This is a genomic window from Mesoterricola sp. JemC181 (assembly GCF_055384585.1).
The window spans coordinates 4,840,400-4,860,110 of record NZ_AP045076.1 but is presented as its reverse complement, the minus strand read 5'-3'; the positions used below and the strand labels follow the sequence as shown (position 1 = coordinate 4,860,110).

The following is a 19,711-nucleotide window of genomic DNA, read 5'->3' as shown; positions in this document are numbered from 1 at the left end:
GCATCATGATAGGGCTAGAACGTCCTTCTCGACACCAGGGCGTTTGCGAGGAACAGCCCGAGCATCAGCGCCACGGTGACCGACAGGGCGTGGATGCCCGCCTCCAGCCCCTCCAGGGTCTGGCCGTGCATCATCATGGTGATGCCGCGCACCCCGACGCTGCCGGGGAGAATCAGCATGATCGAGGGCAGCAGGAGAACCGCGCCGGGGCGCCGGGTGCGCCTCGCGTACTGGTTGCACGCGGCGCCCAGGGCCAGGGCCGCGATGCCCGCGCCCGCCTCGGAGCCCAGGAACTCCGTGCCCAGGCGCGCGGCGCCCCACGCCAGCACGCAGGCGCCCAGGGTCCAGGCGAAGTCCTCCAGGCGCCCCTGGAAGACCACCAGGAAGCCCAGGGCCACCAGGGCCAGGGCCGGGGCCACGGTCCAGAAGGGCAGCGGGACCGCGGTGGAGGGCACGCCCACCAGCCACGCGCCGCCCAGGTGCTGGCCCAGGCCCACCCCGAAGGCCAGGAGCAGGAACACCAGGAAGGTCCCCGCCAGCCGCGCGGTGCCGGCCACCAGGTTGCCGGTGCCCAGCTCCTGCATGGACACCAGGAGCCCCAGCCCAGGCACCAGCACGATGATGCCGCTGAGGACGAGGATGGGGTGGGAGGCCGAGGGCAGGAAGCGCCCCAGGAGCGCGCCGCCCAGGGAGCTGATGACGCCGCCCAGCAGCGGCGTGAGGCGGGCCAGCCCCGCCCGCCTTCCGGCGAGCTGCGCCGCGGCGCCCACCAGGAGCCCGATGAGGGTGCCCAGCAGGACTTCGCGCCAGCCCCCTCCGAAGATGACCGCCATGCCCATGGAGGCCATGCCGTAGGCCAGCACCTGCAGCCAGGGGGGGAAGCGCATGGGCCGCGCCGCCAGCCTCGCCAGGTGGTCGCGGGCCGTGGCCACGTCCAGGCGGTCCTGGAGCACCTGGTCCACCAGCCCCTCGGCGTCCGCGAGCTTCTCCAGGGAGGACTGCCCCGCGTCCACCCGGATGAGGTAGGTCTTCCCGTGGTGCCCCTCCTTGCGCAGGGAGGCCAGGAAGCCCGTGGGCGTGGCGTAGATGGCCCCCTCCAGGTCCAGATGCTGGGCGAGGCGGCCCAGGGCGTTCTCCAGGGTGGGGGCGCTGACGCCGCACTCCTGCAGGGTCCGCCCCAGCTCCAGGACGAGGGCCACCTCGGGGATCGAGCTGGGGCCCTGGTACGCCAGGGGCGGGAAGGGTGCTGCGCCTTGATCGCTCATGGACCTCCAGCATAGCGGCCGGACCCGCGCCCTGGGTCATAATGGGCCCGTCCCCCGGAGCCCGCATGGACCTTCTCTTCAAAGCCGGTGACCGCGTCCGCCTCGCCAGGGCCGCCTACGCCCTGTACGGCGGCGCGTGGCCGAACTTCTGCCCCCAGGGCCAGGGCGGAGGCCGGCCCGGCACGATCCTCTTCGCCGGGGACCGCCCCCACAAGCCGGGCGCCGCGCCCCGGCCCTACTATGTCCGGTGGGACAACGGCGTGGAGAACAGCTACCGGGTGGAGGATCTGGAGGCGGACGGGGAACGGCCGGAGGTGGAGGACAACATCATCCCGTTCTCGCCAAGGCGCACCTGACCCCATCCAGGGCATTGGATCTACAATGTTCCAACCCACCCCGGAGGCGCCCATGAAGACGGATCACGTCATTCTCGGCATCCATATCACCGATCGCCTGCGCAACGCCGGCGAGGTCCAGAAGGTCTTCACGGACTACGGCGGCAACATCAAGACCCGCCTGGGCCTGCACGAGGTCGCCGACAGCCTCTGCGCCTCGGAGGGCGTGGTCCTGCTGGAGGTCCTGGGCGGCGACGAAGTCCGCACGGGCATGGTCGCCAGGCTCGGGGCGATCCCGGGCATCGAGGTGAAGGAGATGGTCTTCTCGCACGCGTAGCGGGATCGGCGGCGCTCCGGGCGGATCGAGGAAACCCCCGAAACCGGGCGGTGACGGGGGTTCGTATCTGGTGCGCCCAGCGCGACTCGAACGCGCGACCTACGGCTTAGAAGGCCGTTGCTCTATCCGGCTGAGCTATGGGCACAGGCTGCCGGCGGGAGGCCGGCCGGATCCAGAATCCTAAGGATCCGGCTCCTGGGTCAAGGGGCATTTCGGGAGAGCATCCACTCATAGGCCGGCTGAACGGCGATTCCCGGGGGCACCGCGGAGGGGGCGCCGTCCCGGGTCAGTGTCAGAAGGCGCTGCCCTGCGCCGGGGAAGCGTCTTGCCGCTTCGGCCAGGGCCCTGAGTTCCCGGTCCGCCACGGCCGGGTCGGATGCGTCGGCGCAGACCTGGACCAGTTCCATCCCGCCCTCCGGGGTGCGGGCAAGGAAGTCGACCTCGTGGTCCTCCGGCGTGCGCACGTAGGTCACCTCGGCCCGCCGCCGCTGCAGTTCGATGAGCACAGCCGCTTCCAGGGCATGTCCAAGGTTGCTCCGGCCGCTGCGGTCGTAGATCGGGATCAGGCCGGGGTCCGCCGGGTAGGCCTTGCGCGGATTCACCATGCGCTGGCGCTCCGAGTTCGATTCCATCCAGACCGTGCGCACCAGGAAACAGTCCTCGAGGTGGGCCAGCAGGTCGTGGACGGTGTCACGCGCGATGGCCACGCCCTGGCTCTTCAGGGCTCCATGGAACTTCTCGACGCTGAAAAGGCCTCCCGCATTTCCCAGGAGATGGCGCACCAGCCACCTCAGGCCGGTCAGGTTGGTGACCCCGTGGCGCTCCATGACATCCCTCAGCATGGCCACGTCCACGTAGTCCTTCAGCAGCTGGCCCCGTGCGGCGGGGTCCAGCCCCTGGACTTCAGGGAAGCCGCCCACCGTGAGCCAGGCAAGGAAGGCCTTCTCCATTTCCACGCGCCCAGCGGCGGTGGCGAAGCCTGGCCTTTCCGGAACGGCCCGGCCCTGGTGACGGAGCGCCTCCGGGAAGCTGAACGGGTAGAGCGGGACCTCCCAGGCCCGCCCCCTGAGGGCCGTAGCGATCTCGTGCGACAGCAGGGCCGCCGAGGACCCCGTGAGGAGGACCTCTGCCTCCCCGCCATCCAGGAGGCGGCGCACGAACCGTTCCCAGCCGGGGACCACCTGGATCTCGTCGAAGCTCCAGGTGACCGGTTCCCCGGGCCGGGCCCCGGGAACCCGGCGGCCATATTCCTCCACGAGGAAGCCCAGCTGGGCACCCTCCAGCCCAGCCAGGCGCTCATCCTCGAAGTTCACGTAGGGAAGGCGGTCGCGTCCAACCCCCCTCGCCAGTCGTTCCAGCCTCATCTGGTGGATGAGGGTGGTCTTGCCGGACCGGCGCATGCCCACCACCACCGTAGCTTTTCCGGCAAACGCCTTCAGGCCGTGGACCTCGCGGGGCGTTCCCTCCGGGATCGGGGAAGCCAGGGAATCGGCCAGCTTCTCGAGCAGGACGTCCTTGAGGCGGGCATCAACCATGACCGAAATTCTCCTTTTCAGAAGGGGAATTTAGGCCAAGATTCTCCTTCTGACAAGGATAAATTCAGATGAACCGGATCCGCACTTCCTTGAGGAACTTCTCGGTCAGCACCTTCTTCAGCCCCCGGAGGATGTTCCTGCGGATGTCCAGGTCCTCGGGAAGGCTGGGATCCTGGAGGGCCTCGTTGATCTTGGTGCCGGCGACGATGTGGATGATGTCGCTGTCCAGGAGGATGCCGGCCAACTGGGTCGCGGCGTTGGGTTTGAGGAGGTCGGGGGACTCCTCGTCCTCCAGGAGGCGCACCATGCGGGCCAGGGTGATGGCGCCCTCGGTGACCAGGTCGAAGCCGTCCATGCGCGAGATGGGCGGCACGTCGGGGTCGAGGTTGCGCAGGTCCATGCTGAGGGTCCGGCCCAGCTCCCGGCCCAGGATGGCCGAGGTGGTGCCGCCGCAGATGACCTTGCGGCCGGTGAAGGCCTGGGCGATCTCGGCCATCTCCGGATCCCGGTCCCGGGAGACCGGGGCGCCGGTGAGGATGAGGACCTCCCGGGGCTCGCGGTAGTACATGACGGCGCAACTGATGTCGTCCTTGGCTTTGCCGCCGTCGATGGCCTTGGCCCGGAGGACGAGGGTGCGTGCAAGCTGACGAGCGGAAATGCGGGGGCGTTCCCGGATCACCTTTCCGAGGTAGGCCGTCACCGCCGTCTGGCCCCAGCCCAGGGGGGTGCCTTCGCTTCCCACCCCGGCCTGGGTGACGCCGTCGGAGAAGAAGATGATGCGGTCCCCGGGGCGCACCTCGAACCGGGCGTGGCGCAGTTCGGCCTGGCGCCCCTCGGTGTCGGGCAGGGGCAGGATCTCGGGGGTGATGGCCACGGGGTCCGCGCCGCGCATGAGGATGCTCGGGGGGTTGTCGTACTCCAGCACGCGGGTGGCGCCCCAGGGGTCCATCTCCACGATGGTGAAGGTGGAGTAGGCGATCTGGCGCTCCCGGCACACCGGGAGGGTGGCCATGATGGTGCGCGCGGCCTTGCGCACGTCCATGTCCGACTCCATGTACCGGATGGCCATGGTGGAGGTGAGGTTGGCCAGCACGTTGGCCTTGATGCCCGAGCCCAGGCCGTCGGCGAGGACCGAGATCACCCGGTGGTCCTCGGCGATCTTCTCGGAGAGGAACACGTCCCCGCAGGCGGCCTGGCCCTGCTTGCGCTCCTGGTAGTGGTCCACCTCCATGAAGTGGCGGGTCATTTTTCCGGCCTCTTCACGGGGGGCAGCTGGAAGGACTCGATGATCGAGCCCAGGATCAGCTCGGTCTCGGCCGCGTTCTCGCCCAGCAGGAAGGCGATCTGCTGCACGGTGGTGACGTTCTTGCGGATGACGTCCTGGGTCTTCTGGATGATCTGCTCCCGGACCACGGCGGGTTCGGTGATGTCCTGGAGGATGCCGCCCACCATGTGCCCGGACTCGATGGGGAAGACCATGAGCCGGATGACCCGGTCGCCCACGCGCAGGTCCTTGCGGATGGGCTCCCCGTGGGAGTCCAGGGCCTCGAGGAAGAGGCGGCTGAAGGGGGCCACCTTGGCCAGGGACGCGCCCTCCATGCCCGGGCGGGCCTCGTAGATCATGAGGCAGTCGGGGCCCATCATCTCCGCGAAGAGGCGGTTGCACTCCACGATGGTCAGGTTCTCGTCGGCGATGACCACGCCGCTGGGCATGGCGCGGATGAGCGCGTTGGCCTTGTTCATGGCCAGCTTGCGCATGTGCGAGACGCACATGCCGGGCTCGGCCCGGCCCTCCAGGAGGGCCAGGGCGAGGGATCTGCAGTCGTCGTAGCCGCAGCCGCCGCAGTTGAGCTGGTCCTCGGGCAGGGTCTTGCCCACCAGGCGCAGGGCCCGCTTGATGTCGGCGGAACTGTGGGCGGGGGGGAGGATGGGGGCCTCGTGCACGGGGGCCGCCAGGTCCACGGTGGGGGCCGGGGGCGGCCCCACCTCCCCGGGGAAGTGGTCCATGACGCGCAGCCACTTGAGGGCGGTGCCGCAGGCGCGCGAGGCCTGGGGCCCGTTGACGCAGCCCCCCTCGCAGGCCAGGAGCTCCAGGAAGAGGCCCCGCGCGTCCGCGTCCAGACCCTTGAGGGCCTCCTGGAGGCTGGGGATGCCTGAGAAGGCCATGAAGTTCGCGCCGGAGCCGCCGGCGCCCCGGATGCCCCGGATCATGCCGCCGTCCATGGGGTAGAGGGCGCCCTCCCGGGCCGGACCCGGGATGAATTCCTCCCCGGGGGCCTGGGCGGCCGGGTCGATGCCCCGGTCCTCGAACCAGCGCCGCAGGTCGGCGAAGGTCAGCGCCACGTCCAGGAGCAGGGGGTTGGCGTCGGCCTCCAGCTTCTTGGAGATGCAGGGGCCCAGGAAGACGATGCCCACCTCCTCCCCGTATTCGTGCTTGAGCAGCCTGCAGTGGGCCAGGAGCGGGGAGAGGTAGCGGGTGACGGCGCCCAGGTGCTCCGGGTGGTACTTCCGGATGAGCTCGACCGCCGTGGGGCAGGCCGAGGAGATGGAGAGCCCGGAGGGATCCCTCGCCAGGGCCGCGGCGCAGGCGCCCGACACCTGCTGGGCCCCCAGGGCCGTCTCGGAGACGCCCCAGAAGCCCAGGGCCTTGAGGGCCGCGACCATGGAGCCCGGGGCGACGCCGGGGAACTCGGAGACGAAGGACGGCGCCAGGGAGGCCACCACCTTCGGCCTGCGCTTGAGCAGGAGCCGGGCCCGGTACAGGTCGTCCCGCACCTTCTTGGCGCCCACGGGGCAGACGTTGACGCAGGTGCCGCAGTAGACGCATCTCTCGGGAATGACCTGGGCGCTGCCGTTCTGGACCTTGATGGCCTTGACCGGGCACTGCCGGACGCACTTGTAGCAGTCCTGGCACTGCGTCTTTTCCGTGAAGATGGGCATCTCGGTGTTCACCTGCTGCCTCCGGCGGCCTGCCCCAGGCGTTCTTCCAGGACCTGGAGGATGGCCTTGGGCTCCATCCCGCAGAAGCACTCGCCCTGGACCGTGACGTTGGGTCCCTGGCGGCAGCGGTCCTGGCAAAGGGTGCCGGTGACCTGGACGTCCTGCTCCAGGCCGTGCTCCCTCAGGTAGCCCTGGATGAGATCCAGGGCCTTGATGTTGCCCCGGGAGAAGCAGGCGCTGCCCATGCAGACTACCAGCTCAATGGCAGCCATGGCCCGCCTCGACGGGTTCCAGTTCGCCCTTGAGGGCCTTGCCGATCAGCGCCTTGACGTCCTCCAGGCCGGCCCGGTGCAGGACGTGCCCGGCCACGCGCACCGAGGGGCCCCGGTCGCAGGCCTCCATGCAGAAGGTGGCGCGGATCTCCACCGCCTCGCCCAGGTCCTGGTCCTCCACGTGGTGGAGCAGGGCCTGCAGCAGCTTCTGGGAGCCCCGGATGTGGCAGGAGGTGCCCACGCAGACGCTCACGGGGATCCGGGCCCCGCCCTCCTCGGTGAGGGCGATGCCCTCGCCCTGGATGCGGCGGCGGATCCGGTAGTGGGTGTGCAGGAGGCGGTGGGCCTCGGGCGAGTTGGGCTCGCCCAGGTGGTCCTTGTAGGCCTGGGTGACCAGGGAGTTGTCCCTGGAGACGCGCAGGTCCATGGACGCGTCCAGGCGGCGCAGGGAATCCGCCCGGCGCGCCCGGATGCGGGAATCCGTGGCCACGGGCTGGCCCGCGCCCCCCGAGCACCCTCCGGGGCAGGCCATGACTTCCACGAAGTCGTAGTGCTCGCGTCCGGCACGCACGTCCTCCATGAGCTCCCGGGCGTTGGCCAGGCCGTGGACCACCGCGATGCGCACCTCGCCCCCGGGGAGGTCCAGGACGGCCGTGCGCCGGCCCTTGGTGGAGCGCACCTGCTCGAGGATGGGGCCTTCGCCCAGGACGCCCACCACGTTGCGGAGGACCGCTTCGGTCACGCCGCCCGAGTTGCCGAAAATGATGCCGCCGCCGGTCTTGAAGCCGAAGGGCATGTCCATGCCCTCGGGCTCCAGCTCGCCCAGGGCCAGCCCGGCGTCCTGGATCATGCGGCCCAGCTCCTGGGTGGTGAGGACGAAGTCCACGTCGGGGTTGCCCTCCACGCCGAACTCGGGGCGCCTGGCTTCGGACTTCTTGGCGGTGCAGGGCATGATGGCCACCACCACGAGGTCCTTGCGGCCGATGCCCAGCTCCCCGGGCAGGGTGTCCTTGGCCAGGGAACCGAACATCTGCTGGGGGCTGCGGCAGCTGGAGAGGTGGGGCAGCTCGCCCGCGTACTCCTGCTCCATGAACTGCACCCAGGCCGGGCAGCAGGAGGTGAACAGGGGCAGCTTCTCCCCCTTGGCACGCCGGGCGAGGAACTCCGCGCCCTCCTCCATGATGGTGAGGTCGGCGGCGAAGGCGGTGTCGAAGACCTTGTGGAAGCCCAGGCGCCGCAGGGCGGCGACGGTGCGGCCCATGACGTGGCTGTCGTCGCCCAGGCCGAAGAGCTCGCCCAGGGCCACCCGCACCGCCGGGGCCACCTGCACCACCACGGTCTTCGAGGCGTCGTTGAGGGCCGCGTGGACCGCGTCCACGTCCTGCTTGACGGTGATGGCGCCCGTGGGGCAGACGGCGGCGCACTGGCCGCACTGCACGCATTCCACGTCGGCCATGGCCTTGTCGAAGGCCGGAGCCACGGTCACCTGGGAGCCGCGGCGGGTGAAGTCGAGCACCCCCAGGCCCTGGATCTCCTGGCACACCCGCACGCAGTCGCCGCAGAGGACGCACTTGTTGGGGTCGCGCACCAGGCCGTGGCTGGAGGTGTCCAGGGGCTTCGTCTCCCGGGGGGCGTTGAAGCGCACCTTGTCCACGCCCAGGCGCTGGGCCAGGGACTGGAGCTTGCAGGAGCCGCTCTTGCCGCAGGTGGGGCAGTCGTGGTCGCCGCTGGCCAGGAGGAGCTCGAGGTTGACCTTGCGCAGTTCCCGGACGGGGCCGGTCTGGGTGCGCACCCGCATGCCGGGCTCGGGCAGGGTGGAGCAGGCCGCGATCATCCCGCGGCCCTCCACCTCCACCACGCACAGGCGGCAGGCGCCGTAGATGCTCAGCTCGCTGTGGTAGCAGAAGGTGGGCAGCTCGATGTGGGCCTTGCGGATCACCTCCAGCAGGTTGCGCTCGCCCTGGATGGGGACCTTGAAGCCGTCGATGGTGAGGGTTTCGGAAGCGCTCATGTCAGGCTCCAGTGATCGCGTTGAATTTGCAGGCGTCCACGCAGGCTCCGCAGCGGATGCACTTGCCGGTGTCGATGGTGTGGGCCGTCTTGCGCTCGCCGATGATGGCGCCCACCGGGCACTTGCGGGCGCACAGCGTGCAGCCCTTGCAGAGCGCGGCCTCGATGGCCGGGGTCATGAGGGCCTTGCACACCCGGCTGGGGCAGACCTTGCGGTGCACGTGGGCCTCGTACTCGTGGCGGAAGTGCTTCAGGGTGCTCAGCACCGGGTTGGGCGCGGTCTTGCCCAGACCGCAGAGGGCCCCGACCTTGACGTTGCGGGCCAGCATCTCCAGGAGCGGGAGGGTCTCTTCGGTGGCCCGGCCCTCGGTGATGTCGTCGAGCAGGGCCAGCATCTGGCGCGTGCCCTCCCGGCAGGGGACGCACTTGCCGCAGCTCTCGTTCTGCGTGAACTGCATGAAGAACTTCGCCACCTGCACCATGCAGGTGTCCTGGTTCATCACCACCAGGCCGCCCGAGCCCACCATGGCGCCGATGCCCGTGAGGTTGTCGAAGTCCATGGGGAGGTCCAGGTGGTCCCGGGTGAGGCAGCCCCCGGAAGGCCCGCCGATCTGCACCGCCTTGAAGCCCTCCTCGGAGACCCGGCCGTCCTTGCCCGTGACGCCCCCGCCCACCGCGTAGACGATGTGGCGCAGGCTGGTGCCGAAGGGCACCTCGATCAGGCCGGTGTTGGCCACGTGGCCGGTGAGGGCGAAGGTCTTGGTGCCCGGGCTGGCCGGGGTGCCGGTGGCCTTGAAGGCCGCCGCGCCCTGGGCCAGGATGAGCGGCACCGAGGCGAGGGTCTCGACGTTGTTGATGATGGTTGGCTTGCCGAAGAGGCCGCACTGGGCGGGGAAGGGCGGCTTGGGCATGGGCATGCCCCGCTGGCCCTCGATGGAGGCCAGCAGCGCGGTCTCCTCGCCGCACACGAACGCGCCGGCGCCTTCCATGACGTGGACCCGGAAGCCCAGGCCCGTGCCGAACAGGTCGTCGCCCAGGAGCCCCAGCCTTTCGGCGTCGGCCACGGCCCGGCGCACCCGGGCCACGGCCAGGGGGTACTCGGCCCGCACGTAGACGTAGCCTTCGTCGGCGCCGATGGCGCGGGCCGCGATCATCATCCCCTCGAGGACGGCGTGGGGATTGCCCTCCATGACCGAGCGGTCCATGAAGGCTCCCGGATCGCCTTCGTCGCCGTTGCAAACGATGTACTTCTTGGGGCCGGGCTGCACCCGGGCCATCTCCCACTTCCGTCCCGTGGGGAAGCCCCCGCCGCCCCGGCCGCGGAGGCCCGAAGCCAGGATCTCGCCGCACACGCCTTCGGGCTGCATCCGGAGGTAGGCCTTGGCGGCCGATTCGTAGCCGCCCTGGGAGAGGTATTCGCGGATGTCCTCGGGGTCCAGGCTGCCGCAGCTCTTGAGCACGGTGCGCTGCTGGAGGGCGTAGAAGGGGATCTCGTTGCGGCCGCGGCAGGGCTTGCCCGTGACCGGGTGCGGATAGAGGAGGCGCTCCACGGGCTTGCCGTCCAGGAGCGTCTGGCCCACGATCTCGGCCACGTCGGAGGGGCGCACCTTGCAGTAGAGGATGCCGTCGGGCTCGATGCTGAGGAGGGGCCCCATCTGGCAGAAGCCCTGGCAGCCGCTCTTGGTGAGCAGGCCGTCCCGGTTCCGCGTCTCCTCGAAGTCCAGCTCGATGTCCAGGGAGAGGCCGTGGTCACCGGCCTCCTTGCGGAGGGCCTCGAGGACCTTCATCGCCCCGTTGGCCATGCAGCCCGTGCCGGCGCAGATGACGACCCGGCGCTTGAAGTGCTTGGATGCTTCGCTGTAGGCCTCGCCCATGGCCTGGAGTTCCATCACCGCTGTGCTCACATGCCCTCCTGCTGCCGGATGCCCTCGAGGATTTCGCAGGCCTGGTCAGGCCCGACCTGCCCGTGCACGTCCTCGTTGACCACCATCGCCGGGGCCAGCCCGCAGGCCCCCAGGCACGAGACGGTCTCGAGCGTGAACATCATGTCCGGCGTCGTCTTGCGCGCGCCGCCCAGGCCCAGCTTCGCCTGGAGCGCATCCACCAGGTCCTGGCTGCCCTTCACGTGGCAGGCGGTGCCGTCGCACACCCGGATGACGTACTTGCCCTTGGGCTGCAGGGCGAAGTGGCTGTAGAAGGTCGCCACGCCGTAGACCTTGGCGGGGGAGATGCCCAGGGAGGTGGCCACCAGGGTCATGACCTCCTCGGGGAGGAACCGGTACTCCTCCTGCACCGCCTGGAGGATGGGCACCAGCCGCGTGCGGTCGCGGTGGTGGCCGTCCAGGATCTGGATCACCTTCTCGAATCTGCGGCCTGCTTCCTGGGCCATGGGTGCCGTTGCTTCCATGCTGGGACTCCTTTCGTTCGGGACAGAGCTCCCCTGCCGGCGGTTCGCCGGACGCGGGTCATGTTCTTTGCCCGGCCCCGTGGGCCGGAACGCTAGCTCAGGGGCGCCGGGGAGCGGCTGTCCGAGAGCCTGCGGAGAAGGTAGGCGAGGCTGGTGAAGAGCTCGAGGTTCTCGACGATGACGTCATCCGGGAGGTCCAGGTTCACGGGCGCGAAGTTCCAGATGGCCCGGATGCCGCTGCCCACCATGAGGTCGGCCGTGGCCTGGGCGGCTTCGGGCGGCACGGTGAGGATGCCCACGGAGATGTGCATGCGTTCGGCCAGGCTGGAGAACTTCTCCATGGGCAGGACGGGGGTTTCACCCACGCGCTGGCCCGCCTTGGCGGGGTCCGCGTCGAAGGCCGCGACGATGCGCGCGCCGGCCCTGTCGAAACCGGGATATTTGATGAGTGCCGTGCCCAGGCTCCCGACGCCCACGAGGAACGCGTCGGAGTGGCTGTCCCAGTGCAGGAACCCCTCGATGGCGGACATGAGCTCGGACACCTTGTGCCCCGTCTTGGGCCGCCCCTGGCACCCCGTGATGGCCAGGTCCTTGCGGACCTGCGTGTGGTGCACGCCGAGCACCTCCGCCATGTGGGCCGCCGAGACCTGTTCCTGGCCGGAACCCTTGAGGCGCGCCAGGTACTGGTAGTACCGCGGCAGCCTTCTCAGGGTGGGGATCGGAACCGATGGGCCGGTCAAGGTGGCCTCCAGGATGATTCAAGATTTTTGAGTCGATACAAAAATCATGATTAAAGGTATCGCCCCGGTCGGCGCTCTGTCAACGGCTCGGGTGGGGAATTGATTAAAAATAGGATGTGCTGTTTTCTGAAATGGATCTGATATTAAGGTTTAGACTTGGTTAAAAAAAATTGAAGCGGTAGTATTGTAGTGTAAAAATAAACAACAAATCAAAGTTGTGAAATTTACTGTAAATTTCATATTGATAATTATCATGATCCCGCTGCATTAATTCTGACCTTTGTGACGGTCCATTTAGTTCGATAACTCAATTGAATTAAGCAATATATGACATCTTTGAGCCCTCGTAGCCTCTGGGTTTGATCCCTTCCATGGCTTACCAGCGCCATCGGGTAAGCCGAAGATATGCCACTGGGAAAGCACCAAATTCTGAAGTGTAGATACGTCCTATATGACCACAAATGGAATAAATTCTTCAACTATTTAATAAAATGTCATGTATATAACTTTTGTAATAATTATTAATCTCTTAAAATTCTAATACTATTTATACTCTTCACGATGGTGCATGTGCCAGCAGTACTTGGGACATAACGCCATATTCATCAGGTGTCCTACTTATTTTATTATGCAGAATCAATAATATTATAATCCAGGATTTGATTGACATTCCTACCTTTTGGAGTTTAATTGGATTCGTATCCGTCGTGAACCATCCGCCGATACCTTAATAAGTTGCAAGTCATAACAATCAATTTTATCCAAGAAATTTAAGTGTATCCACCATAACAAAAATTCTGTTTCGTCCTGCCCAAAGGCCAGGCCCTGGCTCTTCTGCGGGCGGGCTTAATTCCCCAACTGCCGCCGCGCTTCCGTTCCGGGTAGCGGCGGGAGGCTGCCCCTTCCTTGAAAGGACGGAAAACGCCATGTCGGGTCTCGCGTGCATCCAGAAACCCAAACAGGTCTTCGGGCTGGGCTGGGGGCGGCTCCACAAGGCGCCCTGGGCCCGGCGGTGCGGAAAAGTGCTGCTGGACGCGGGGCTGGCCTGCCTGGCTTGGGAGCTGGCCGAGGGCGGGGGCGGGAAGGCGGAACCCTTTCCGGGGAGCCGGCTTTTCTTCGTCAGCCTGGCGCTGGCCGTCAACCTGGCCATGCAGCTGACGGCCCAGCACTACCGGCTGTTGGACCTGCGGGAGGCCAAGGCCATCCTGTACGCCGATCTGGCGCTGATTGCGGCGTCCATGGCCTTCTGCGCACTGCGCGGCGACGGTCCGGTGGCCGGGAAGGACGTATTCATGGAGGCCAGCCTCCTGTGCGGGGTCCTGTGGTTCATGGCCCGGATCCTCATGGGCGCGCTCCTCGGGAACCAGCCGGGCGGAAACGGGTTCTCGGAGCGCGCCCTCATCGTGGGCGCGGGACGAGCGGGTCTCCGCCTCTGCCAGGAGGTGCTCGAGCACCCGAAGGTCCGGTTCCAGGTGGTGGGATTCGTGGACGACGCGCCGGAAAAGCTGGGCGTCCGCATCGAGGGCGTGCCCGTACTGGGCGCGACGTGCCAGCTCAGGGAGCTCGTGCGGGACCGGGAGATCTCCCTCGTGATCCTGGGCCTGGCCAGCGCCCCGGGCGCGCGGGTGCGGGAGATGTGCCGGGAGGTGCAGGCCCTGGGCGTGAAGGTGAAGATCGTGCCGGGGATCCTGGACCTGGTCGGGGACCTGCCCTGGAAGCCGCAGTGGCGGGACGTGGCCATTGAGGACCTCCTGCGGCGGGAGCCCGTGGTCCTCGACACCACGGCGATCCGGAAGGCCCTGGAGGGCTCCGTGGCCCTCATCACCGGGGCGGGGGGCTCCATCGGGAGCGAGCTGGCCCGCAGGGTGGCCGCCTTCGGGCCCAGCCGCATCGTCCTGCTGGGCCGGGGCGAGAACAGCCTCTGGGAGATCGAGGGGGATCTGGCGCGCAGGTTCCCCGGCCTGGCCACGGAGGTGGCCCTCTGCGACGTTCGGGATCCGGCCCGGCTCCGGCAGGTGTTCGAGGCCTGGCGGCCCAGGGCCGTCTTCCACGCCGCGGCCCACAAGCATGTCCCCTACCTGGAGAAGCATCCGGAGGAGGCGGTCGTGAACAACATCCTCGGAACCCGCAACGTGCTGGACGCGGCGCTGGCCGCGGGCACGGAGGTGTTCGTGAACGTGTCCACGGACAAGGCCGTCAACCCCGTGAACGCCCTGGGGGTGAGCAAGCGCATCGGGGAGCACCTCGTGACGCTCGCCGCCGCCCACGCTCCGGCCGGGGCGCGGTACGTGAGCGTGCGCTTCGGCAATGTCCTGGGGAGCCGCGGAAGCGTCATCCCCCTCTTCCGCGAGCAGATCGCCCGGGGCGGGCCCATCACCGTCACCCACCCGGACATGGTGCGCTATTTCATGACGATCCCCGAGGCGGTGCAGCTGGTCCTCCAGGCGGGGATCCTGGGGGAGACCGCCAAGGTCTTCGCCCTGGACATGGGGGCCCCGGTGCGGATCATGGACCTGGCCGAGGACATGGCGCGGCTCTCGGGGTTCAGCGCCGGGGTGGACATCGACATCAAGATCACCGGGACCCGTCCCGGGGAGAAGCTCTTCGAGGAGCTCTTCTCCGATCGGGAGTCGCGCAAGGCCGACATCCACCCCAAGGTGTTCGAGGCCGGACAGGACCGGCAGGATCCGGACCTGCTGGAGCGGGGCCTGCAGGCCCTGGAGGAGGCCTCGGCGCTGCCGGACGGGGAGCGCCAGCGGCGGATCATCCTCTGGTTCCGCCGGCTCGTGCCGGCCTACGTCCCGTCCCCGGAGGGCCTGGGACGGTGGCTGGCCGCCCCCCGAGCGATCCCGGCCTCCGAAACGGTCCACACCTAGCCATGCGCCTTCCGCCCCTCCCCCCCGGCCTCCGCAGGCCCCTCGCCCACGCCGCCCTGGCGGGCCTTCTCGCGGGGTGCCTCTCGCTGCTCCTGCCCGACCAGTTCCGGGCGGAGGCCCGCATCCTGCCGGACGCCGGGCACGCGGGCTCCCCGGGCCACACGGGCATTTGGGCCCCGACGGCCCCGCCGGTGGTCCCGGGGACGCGGGAGGACGGACCCACCGTGATCTACGACGACATCCTCCGGAGCCGGAGGGTGGCCGACGGCGTCCTGTCGGCGGTGTACGAATACGGGGCCCGGTCCTGGCGCTTCGGCCGGCTCCGCAGCCGCCGGGGGACCCTGCTCCAGTACCTGGGCGCCGCGGACGTGGACCGGGCCCTGGGGGACTTCCGGCGCCTCCTGCGGGTGGAGCGCAACCCCAAGTCCGGCCTGCTCACCGTCACGGCCGAGACCCGCTCGCCCGAGCTGAGCCTCCAGGTGGTGCGCCTGGCCACGGAGGAGCTGCGCCGCGCCCTGGTGGACCTGGCCCAGGCCGAGGGCAGGAACCGGGCCCGGGCCACCCAGGCGCGGCTGGAGGAGGTGGGCGCCATCTGCTCGGCGAGGGACGAGGCCTTCCAGCGGTTCCAGGACGCCAACCGCAACTGGGAGACCAGCGCCTCGCCCAACCTGCGCTACCAGGGGCTTCGCCTGCGCGAGCAGCTGGTCCTGTGGAGGCGGGTCCAGGAGAACCTCACCCTCAACCAGGAGCAGGCCCTCCTGGAGGCGCGCAACGACGCCCAGACCCTGCTGGTCCTGGACGCCGGCGACCTGCCCCGGGCCAAGAGCCGGCCCCACCGGTCCTTCATCGTGTTCGGCGCCATGGTCGTCACCGGCACGGCCACCTGGGCCGCCCTCAACCGCACCAAGGTCCACGACCTTTTCATCGCCAAGGAGAAGCCATGAGCACTCGCACCGCCCCGGCGCACGCCGGGGACCTGATCCGCAAGTTCGGAAACCGCACCGCCCTGGTCGGGGTGGTGGGCCTGGGGTACGTGGGCCTGCCCCTCGCGGTCGAGAAGGCCAAGGTGGGCTTCCAGGTGGTCGGCTTCGACCGGAACGCCTCCCGGGTGGCCAGCGTGAACCTCGGCGTCAACTACATCGAGGACGTGCTGGACGCGGAGCTGCGGGACCTGGTGCTGGACCACAAGCGCCTGGAGGCCGCCACGGAATGGAGCCGGCTGGGGGAGATGGACGCGATCGTGATCTGCGTGCCCACCCCGCTGACCCGCAACCTGACCCCCGACCTCCAGTTCGTGGAGGCCGTCACCCGCGAGGTGGCCAGGCGCCTGCGGCCGGGGCAGTTCGTGAGCCTGGAGAGCACCACCTACCCCGGCACGACGGAGGAGGTCATCAAGCCCATCCTGGAATCCACGGGCCTGCGCGAGGGCGAGGACTTCCACCTGGCCTTCAGCCCGGAGCGGGTGGACCCGGGCAACAAGCGCTTCACCACGCGCAACACGAGCAAGGTGGTGGGCGCGGCCAGCCCCTCCAGCCTGGAGGTGGCCCTGGCCTTCTACCGGCAGACCATCCAGGAGGTGGTCCCCGTCAGCTCCTCGCGGGTGGCGGAGATGGTCAAGGTCTTCGAGAACACCTTCCGGGCGGTGAACATCGCCCTGGTGAACGAGCTGGCCATGCTCTGCGACCGCATGGAACTGGACGTGTGGGAGGTGCTGGACGCCGCGGGCACCAAGCCCTTCGGGATCATGCCGTTCTACCCCGGCCCCGGGGTGGGGGGCCACTGCATCCCCCTGGATCCCCACTACCTGGAATGGAAGGCCCGGGAGTTCAACTTCAACACCCGCTTCATCGCCCTGGCCGGCGAGATCAACAGGCGCATGCCGGAATTCGTGGTGGGCAAGGCCATGCGCATCCTCAGCGACCACGGCCTGGGCCTGCGGTCGGCGCGGGTGCTGGTGCTGGGCCTGGCCTACAAGAAGGACGTGGACGACGCCCGGGAAAGCCCCGGCGCCGAGGTGCTGGAGCTGCTCGCGGCCCGGGGCGCGCGGGTGGAGTACCACGACCCCCACGTGCCGCGGTACATCGACCATCGCGTCGACCTGCGCAGCGTGGCCCTGACCGCCGACGCCCTGGACCTGGCCGACCTCGTGGTGATCCTCACGGACCACTCGGACGTGGACTACGCCTTCGTGCTCCGCCACGCCCGCCTCGTCCTGGACACCCGGAACGCCACCCGCGGGCTCCAGGCGGACCGGGACCGGCTGGTGCTCCTGTGAGCGCCCCGGCGAGGGTGGCCGTGGCAGGGGCGGGCGCCTGGGGGCGCAACCACCTGCGCGTCCTCCACGGCCTGGGGGCCCTGGCCGGGGCGGTCGAGGTGTGCGAGGCGTCCCGGGACCAGGTGCGCCGGGACTACCCGGGGCTGCCCGTGTGGGGATCCCTCGGGGAGGCCTTCCGGCACGGCGGGCCCGTGGACGGGGTGGTCATCGCCACCCCCGCGCCCACCCACGCGGGCCTGGCCGCCCAGGTCCTCCGGGAAGGCAGGGGGGTCCTGGTGGAGAAGCCCATGACGCTGGAGGCCCGGGAGGCCCAGGGGCTCGTGGACCAGGCCGAGGCCGCCGGCCGGGTGCTGATGGTCGGACACCTCCTCCTCTACCAGCCCGCCGTAAGGGAACTCAAGCGGCTCCTCAACTCCGGGCTCCTGGGGCCGGTGTACCGGATCCACCAGGAGCGCGCCAACCTGGGGCGCGTGCGGTCCACGGAGAGCGCGCTTTGGAGCCTCGCTCCGCACGACGTGGCCGTGCTCATCCACCTGATGGGCGAGGCCCCCCTCCGGGTCGCGGCTTCGGGCGCGGCCTTCCTGCAGCCCGGCCTCCACGACGACGTCCACCTGGAGCTGGCCTTCTCCGGGGGGCGCAGCGCCCACGTGCACGTCTCCTGGTACTGGCCGGGGCGGCGCCGCGCGCTCCGGGTCCTGGGCGAGCGCGGCATGCTCGTCTACGACGAGGCCGACCAGAGCCTCACCCTGCACCGGAAGCGGCTGCTGGGCGGGGACACCCTCCGGCGGCTGGATGCCGTGGACGACGGGACCGTGCGCGTCTTCGAGGGGCCGGGAGAGCCCCTGCGGCTGGAGGACGAGCATTTCCTCCACTGCCTGGCCAGCGGCAGCAGGCCCATGAGCGACGGCCGCAGCGGCCTCGACGTGATCCGGGTCCTGGAGCGGGCCGATGCCCAGCTCCTCGGGGCCCTTCCACCCACCCTGAAGGAGGTTTGAATGAACAGCCTTACCGAAACCCCGCCCTGCCTGGTGCATCCCCTGGCCGTGGTCGACGAGGGCGCCGCCCTGGGCGACGGCACCCGCGTCTGGCACTTCAGCCACGTGTACGGAGGCGCCGTCATCGGCGCCCACTGCGTCCTGGGCCAGAACGTCATGGTGGCCTCGGGCGTGACCATCGGCGACCACTGCAAGATCCAGAACAACGTCTCCCTGTACGGGGGCGTCGTGCTGGAGGACTATGTCTTCTGCGGGCCCAGCATGGTCTTCACCAACGTGCGCACCCCGCGGTGCCTGTACCCCCGCAACACCCCGGAGGACTACGCGCCCACCCGCGTCAAGCGCGGGGCCAGCATCGGGGCCAACGCCACCATCGTCTGCGGCGTGACCCTCCACGAGTGCGCCTTCGTGGCCGCCGGGTCCGTGGTCACCCGCGACGTGCCGCCCTACGCCATGGTGGCCGGGGTCCCGGCCCGCGTGGTGGGCCACATGTGCGAACGGGGGGAGCGCCTGCGCTTCGACGCCGAGGGATTCGCGCGCACCAGCTACGGGCAGGCCTACCGCCGCATGGCCGACGGCATCGTCCGCAAGGAGGCGCCATGAGCACGCAGGCCCGCATTCCCAGCCTGGACCTCTCCGGACCGGTGGAGGCCCTCTGGCCGGAACTCTTGGGGGCGGTGGAGAAGGTTCTCCGCTCCGCCCACTACATCCTGGGCCCCGAGGTGGCCGCCTTCGAGGAGGAAGTGGCCCGGTTCCTGGGCACGCGGCACGCGGTGTCCTGCAACTCCGGCACGGACGCCCTGGTGCTGGCCCTGCGCGCCGTGGGCGTCGGCCCCGGGGACGAGGTGATCACCACCCCCTTCACCTTCTTCGCCACCCCCGAGGCGGTCAGCAACGTCGGGGCGCGGCCGGTCTTCGTGGACATCGACCCCGACACCTTCAACCTGGATCCCCGCCTCGTGGACGCCGCGGTCACCTCCCGCACCCGGGCCATCATCCCCGTGCACCTCTTCGGGCGGCCCTGCGACATGGCCGGCGTGCTGGGCGCCGCGGCCCGCCACGGGCTCAGGGTGGTGGAGGACTGTGCCCAGGCCTTCGGGGCCCGCTACCACGGCAAGCCCGTGGGCACCCTCGGGCATGCGGGGTGCTTCAGCTTCTTCCCGACCAAGAACCTGTCGGGGTTCGGTGACGGCGGCCTCCTGGCCACCGACGACGAGGGCCTGGCCCAGACGGCCCGGATGCTGAGGGTGCACGGGAGCCGGCGGAAGTACCACAACGAGGCCGTGGGCTGCAACTCCCGCCTGGACGAGCTGCAGGCCGCGCTGCTGCGGGTGAAGCTGCCCCGGGTGGCGGCTTGGAACGAGGCGCGGGTGCGGGCGGCGCAGAACTACCAGGGCCTCCTGGGAGGGGATGGGCTCCTGGTGCCGCCGGAGATCAGCGACGGCCATGTGTTCAACCAGTACACGGTCCGCATGCGCAGCCGCTCCCTGGACCGGGACCGGGTGCGCGCAAGGCTGGGAGATGAGGGCATCGACACGATGGTGTACTATCCCGTGCCCTGCCACCGCCTGAAGGTCTACGGGCAGAGCCACGCCGAGGTCATCTGCCCCGAGGCCGAGCTGGCCGCCTCCGAAGTGCTGAGCCTGCCCCTGTGGCCGGGCATGGATGCGGAGGTCCAGGCCCAGGTTGCCTCGACCCTCCACCGCATCCTGCGGGAAGGGTGA

Annotated in this window: 17 protein-coding genes and 1 tRNA gene; 8 read left to right on the top strand and 10 right to left on the bottom strand. The window is 69.2% G+C overall.

What is annotated here, in order from left to right; translation table 11 throughout:
• Positions 1 to 14: 14 nt before the first annotated feature.
• On the bottom strand, positions 15 to 1,265 hold the full coding sequence (locus tag ACZ5MC_RS21110; protein ID WP_306597879.1) for a threonine/serine exporter family protein: 1,251 nt from the start codon (positions 1,263 to 1,265) through the stop codon (positions 15 to 17).
• Between the two features lie 65 nt (positions 1,266 to 1,330).
• Between ACZ5MC_RS21110 and ACZ5MC_RS21105 the strand changes: the two genes are divergently transcribed.
• Both ACZ5MC_RS21105 and ACZ5MC_RS21100 read left to right on the top strand, forming a co-directional pair.
• A complete protein-coding gene (locus ACZ5MC_RS21105) occupies positions 1,331 to 1,621 on the top strand; it encodes a hypothetical protein (RefSeq protein WP_464516719.1) in 291 nt (96 codons plus the stop codon).
• Between the two features lie 52 nt (positions 1,622 to 1,673).
• Complete coding sequence (locus ACZ5MC_RS21100) at positions 1,674 to 1,937, top strand: hypothetical protein (protein WP_306597876.1); 264 nt, start codon at positions 1,674 to 1,676, stop codon at positions 1,935 to 1,937.
• A 68-nt stretch (positions 1,938 to 2,005) separates the two neighbouring features.
• Here the strand turns inward: ACZ5MC_RS21100 and ACZ5MC_RS21095 are convergent.
• From ACZ5MC_RS21095 to ACZ5MC_RS21055, 9 genes are all read right to left on the bottom strand, one after another.
• Positions 2,006 to 2,082: transfer RNA gene (locus tag ACZ5MC_RS21095), tRNA-Arg, on the bottom strand.
• Between the two features lie 55 nt (positions 2,083 to 2,137).
• On the bottom strand, positions 2,138 to 3,472 hold the full coding sequence (locus ACZ5MC_RS21090) for an ATP-binding protein (RefSeq protein WP_464516718.1): 1,335 nt from the start codon (positions 3,470 to 3,472) through the stop codon (positions 2,138 to 2,140).
• Between the two features lie 64 nt (positions 3,473 to 3,536).
• The gene (locus ACZ5MC_RS21085; RefSeq protein WP_306597874.1) at positions 3,537 to 4,718 is read right to left on the bottom strand and encodes a SpoIIE family protein phosphatase; all 1,182 of its coding nucleotides are present in this window, start codon (positions 4,716 to 4,718) and stop codon (positions 3,537 to 3,539) included.
• Positions 4,715 to 6,424, bottom strand: coding sequence for a [Fe-Fe] hydrogenase large subunit C-terminal domain-containing protein (locus ACZ5MC_RS21080; protein ID WP_306597873.1), 1,710 nt, complete (start codon positions 6,422 to 6,424; stop codon positions 4,715 to 4,717). Before ACZ5MC_RS21080 ends, ACZ5MC_RS21085 begins: the two co-directional genes overlap by 4 nt.
• Positions 6,421 to 6,684 carry a (2Fe-2S) ferredoxin domain-containing protein gene (locus ACZ5MC_RS21075; protein WP_306597872.1) on the bottom strand — a complete coding sequence of 88 codons (264 nt, stop codon included), beginning with the start codon at positions 6,682 to 6,684 and terminating at the stop codon, positions 6,421 to 6,423. The genes ACZ5MC_RS21080 and ACZ5MC_RS21075 overlap by 4 nt, the downstream gene beginning before the upstream one ends.
• On the bottom strand, positions 6,671 to 8,695 hold the full coding sequence (locus ACZ5MC_RS21070) for a [FeFe] hydrogenase, group A (RefSeq protein ID WP_306597871.1): 2,025 nt from the start codon (positions 8,693 to 8,695) through the stop codon (positions 6,671 to 6,673). The genes ACZ5MC_RS21075 and ACZ5MC_RS21070 overlap by 14 nt, the downstream gene beginning before the upstream one ends.
• A 1-nt stretch (position 8,696) precedes the next feature.
• Entirely contained in the window at positions 8,697 to 10,583 is a 1,887-nt protein-coding gene (locus ACZ5MC_RS21065) for an NADH-ubiquinone oxidoreductase-F iron-sulfur binding region domain-containing protein (RefSeq protein WP_464517796.1), read from the bottom strand.
• Positions 10,584 to 10,594: 11 nt separating this feature from the next.
• Positions 10,595 to 11,101, bottom strand: a complete 507-nt coding sequence (gene nuoE, locus ACZ5MC_RS21060) for an NADH-quinone oxidoreductase subunit NuoE (protein ID WP_306597869.1) — start codon at positions 11,099 to 11,101, stop codon at positions 10,595 to 10,597.
• A gap of 92 nt (positions 11,102 to 11,193) precedes the next feature.
• The gene (locus tag ACZ5MC_RS21055) at positions 11,194 to 11,841 is read right to left on the bottom strand and encodes a redox-sensing transcriptional repressor Rex (protein WP_306597868.1); all 648 of its coding nucleotides are present in this window, start codon (positions 11,839 to 11,841) and stop codon (positions 11,194 to 11,196) included.
• 926 nt (positions 11,842 to 12,767) lie between these two features.
• Between ACZ5MC_RS21055 and ACZ5MC_RS21050 the strand changes: the two genes are divergently transcribed.
• Genes ACZ5MC_RS21050 through ACZ5MC_RS21025 form a run of 6 tightly spaced genes read left to right on the top strand, consistent with a single transcriptional unit; the run spans position 12,768 to position 19,711 of the window.
• The gene (locus ACZ5MC_RS21050; protein WP_464516717.1) at positions 12,768 to 14,717 is read left to right on the top strand and encodes a polysaccharide biosynthesis protein; all 1,950 of its coding nucleotides are present in this window, start codon (positions 12,768 to 12,770) and stop codon (positions 14,715 to 14,717) included.
• Between the two features lie 2 nt (positions 14,718 to 14,719).
• Positions 14,720 to 15,661, top strand: a complete 942-nt coding sequence (locus ACZ5MC_RS21045) for a hypothetical protein (RefSeq protein WP_464516716.1) — start codon at positions 14,720 to 14,722, stop codon at positions 15,659 to 15,661.
• A complete protein-coding gene (locus ACZ5MC_RS21040) occupies positions 15,658 to 16,992 on the top strand; it encodes a nucleotide sugar dehydrogenase (protein WP_464516715.1) in 1,335 nt (444 codons plus the stop codon). Before ACZ5MC_RS21045 ends, ACZ5MC_RS21040 begins: the two co-directional genes overlap by 4 nt.
• Complete coding sequence (locus tag ACZ5MC_RS21035; RefSeq protein ID WP_464516714.1) at positions 16,989 to 17,987, top strand: Gfo/Idh/MocA family protein; 999 nt, start codon at positions 16,989 to 16,991, stop codon at positions 17,985 to 17,987. Before ACZ5MC_RS21040 ends, ACZ5MC_RS21035 begins: the two co-directional genes overlap by 4 nt.
• Positions 17,988 to 18,590, top strand: coding sequence for an acyltransferase (locus tag ACZ5MC_RS21030; protein WP_464516713.1), 603 nt, complete (start codon positions 17,988 to 17,990; stop codon positions 18,588 to 18,590).
• On the top strand, positions 18,587 to 19,711 hold the full coding sequence (locus tag ACZ5MC_RS21025) for a DegT/DnrJ/EryC1/StrS family aminotransferase (protein ID WP_464516712.1): 1,125 nt from the start codon (positions 18,587 to 18,589) through the stop codon (positions 19,709 to 19,711). The genes ACZ5MC_RS21030 and ACZ5MC_RS21025 overlap by 4 nt, the downstream gene beginning before the upstream one ends.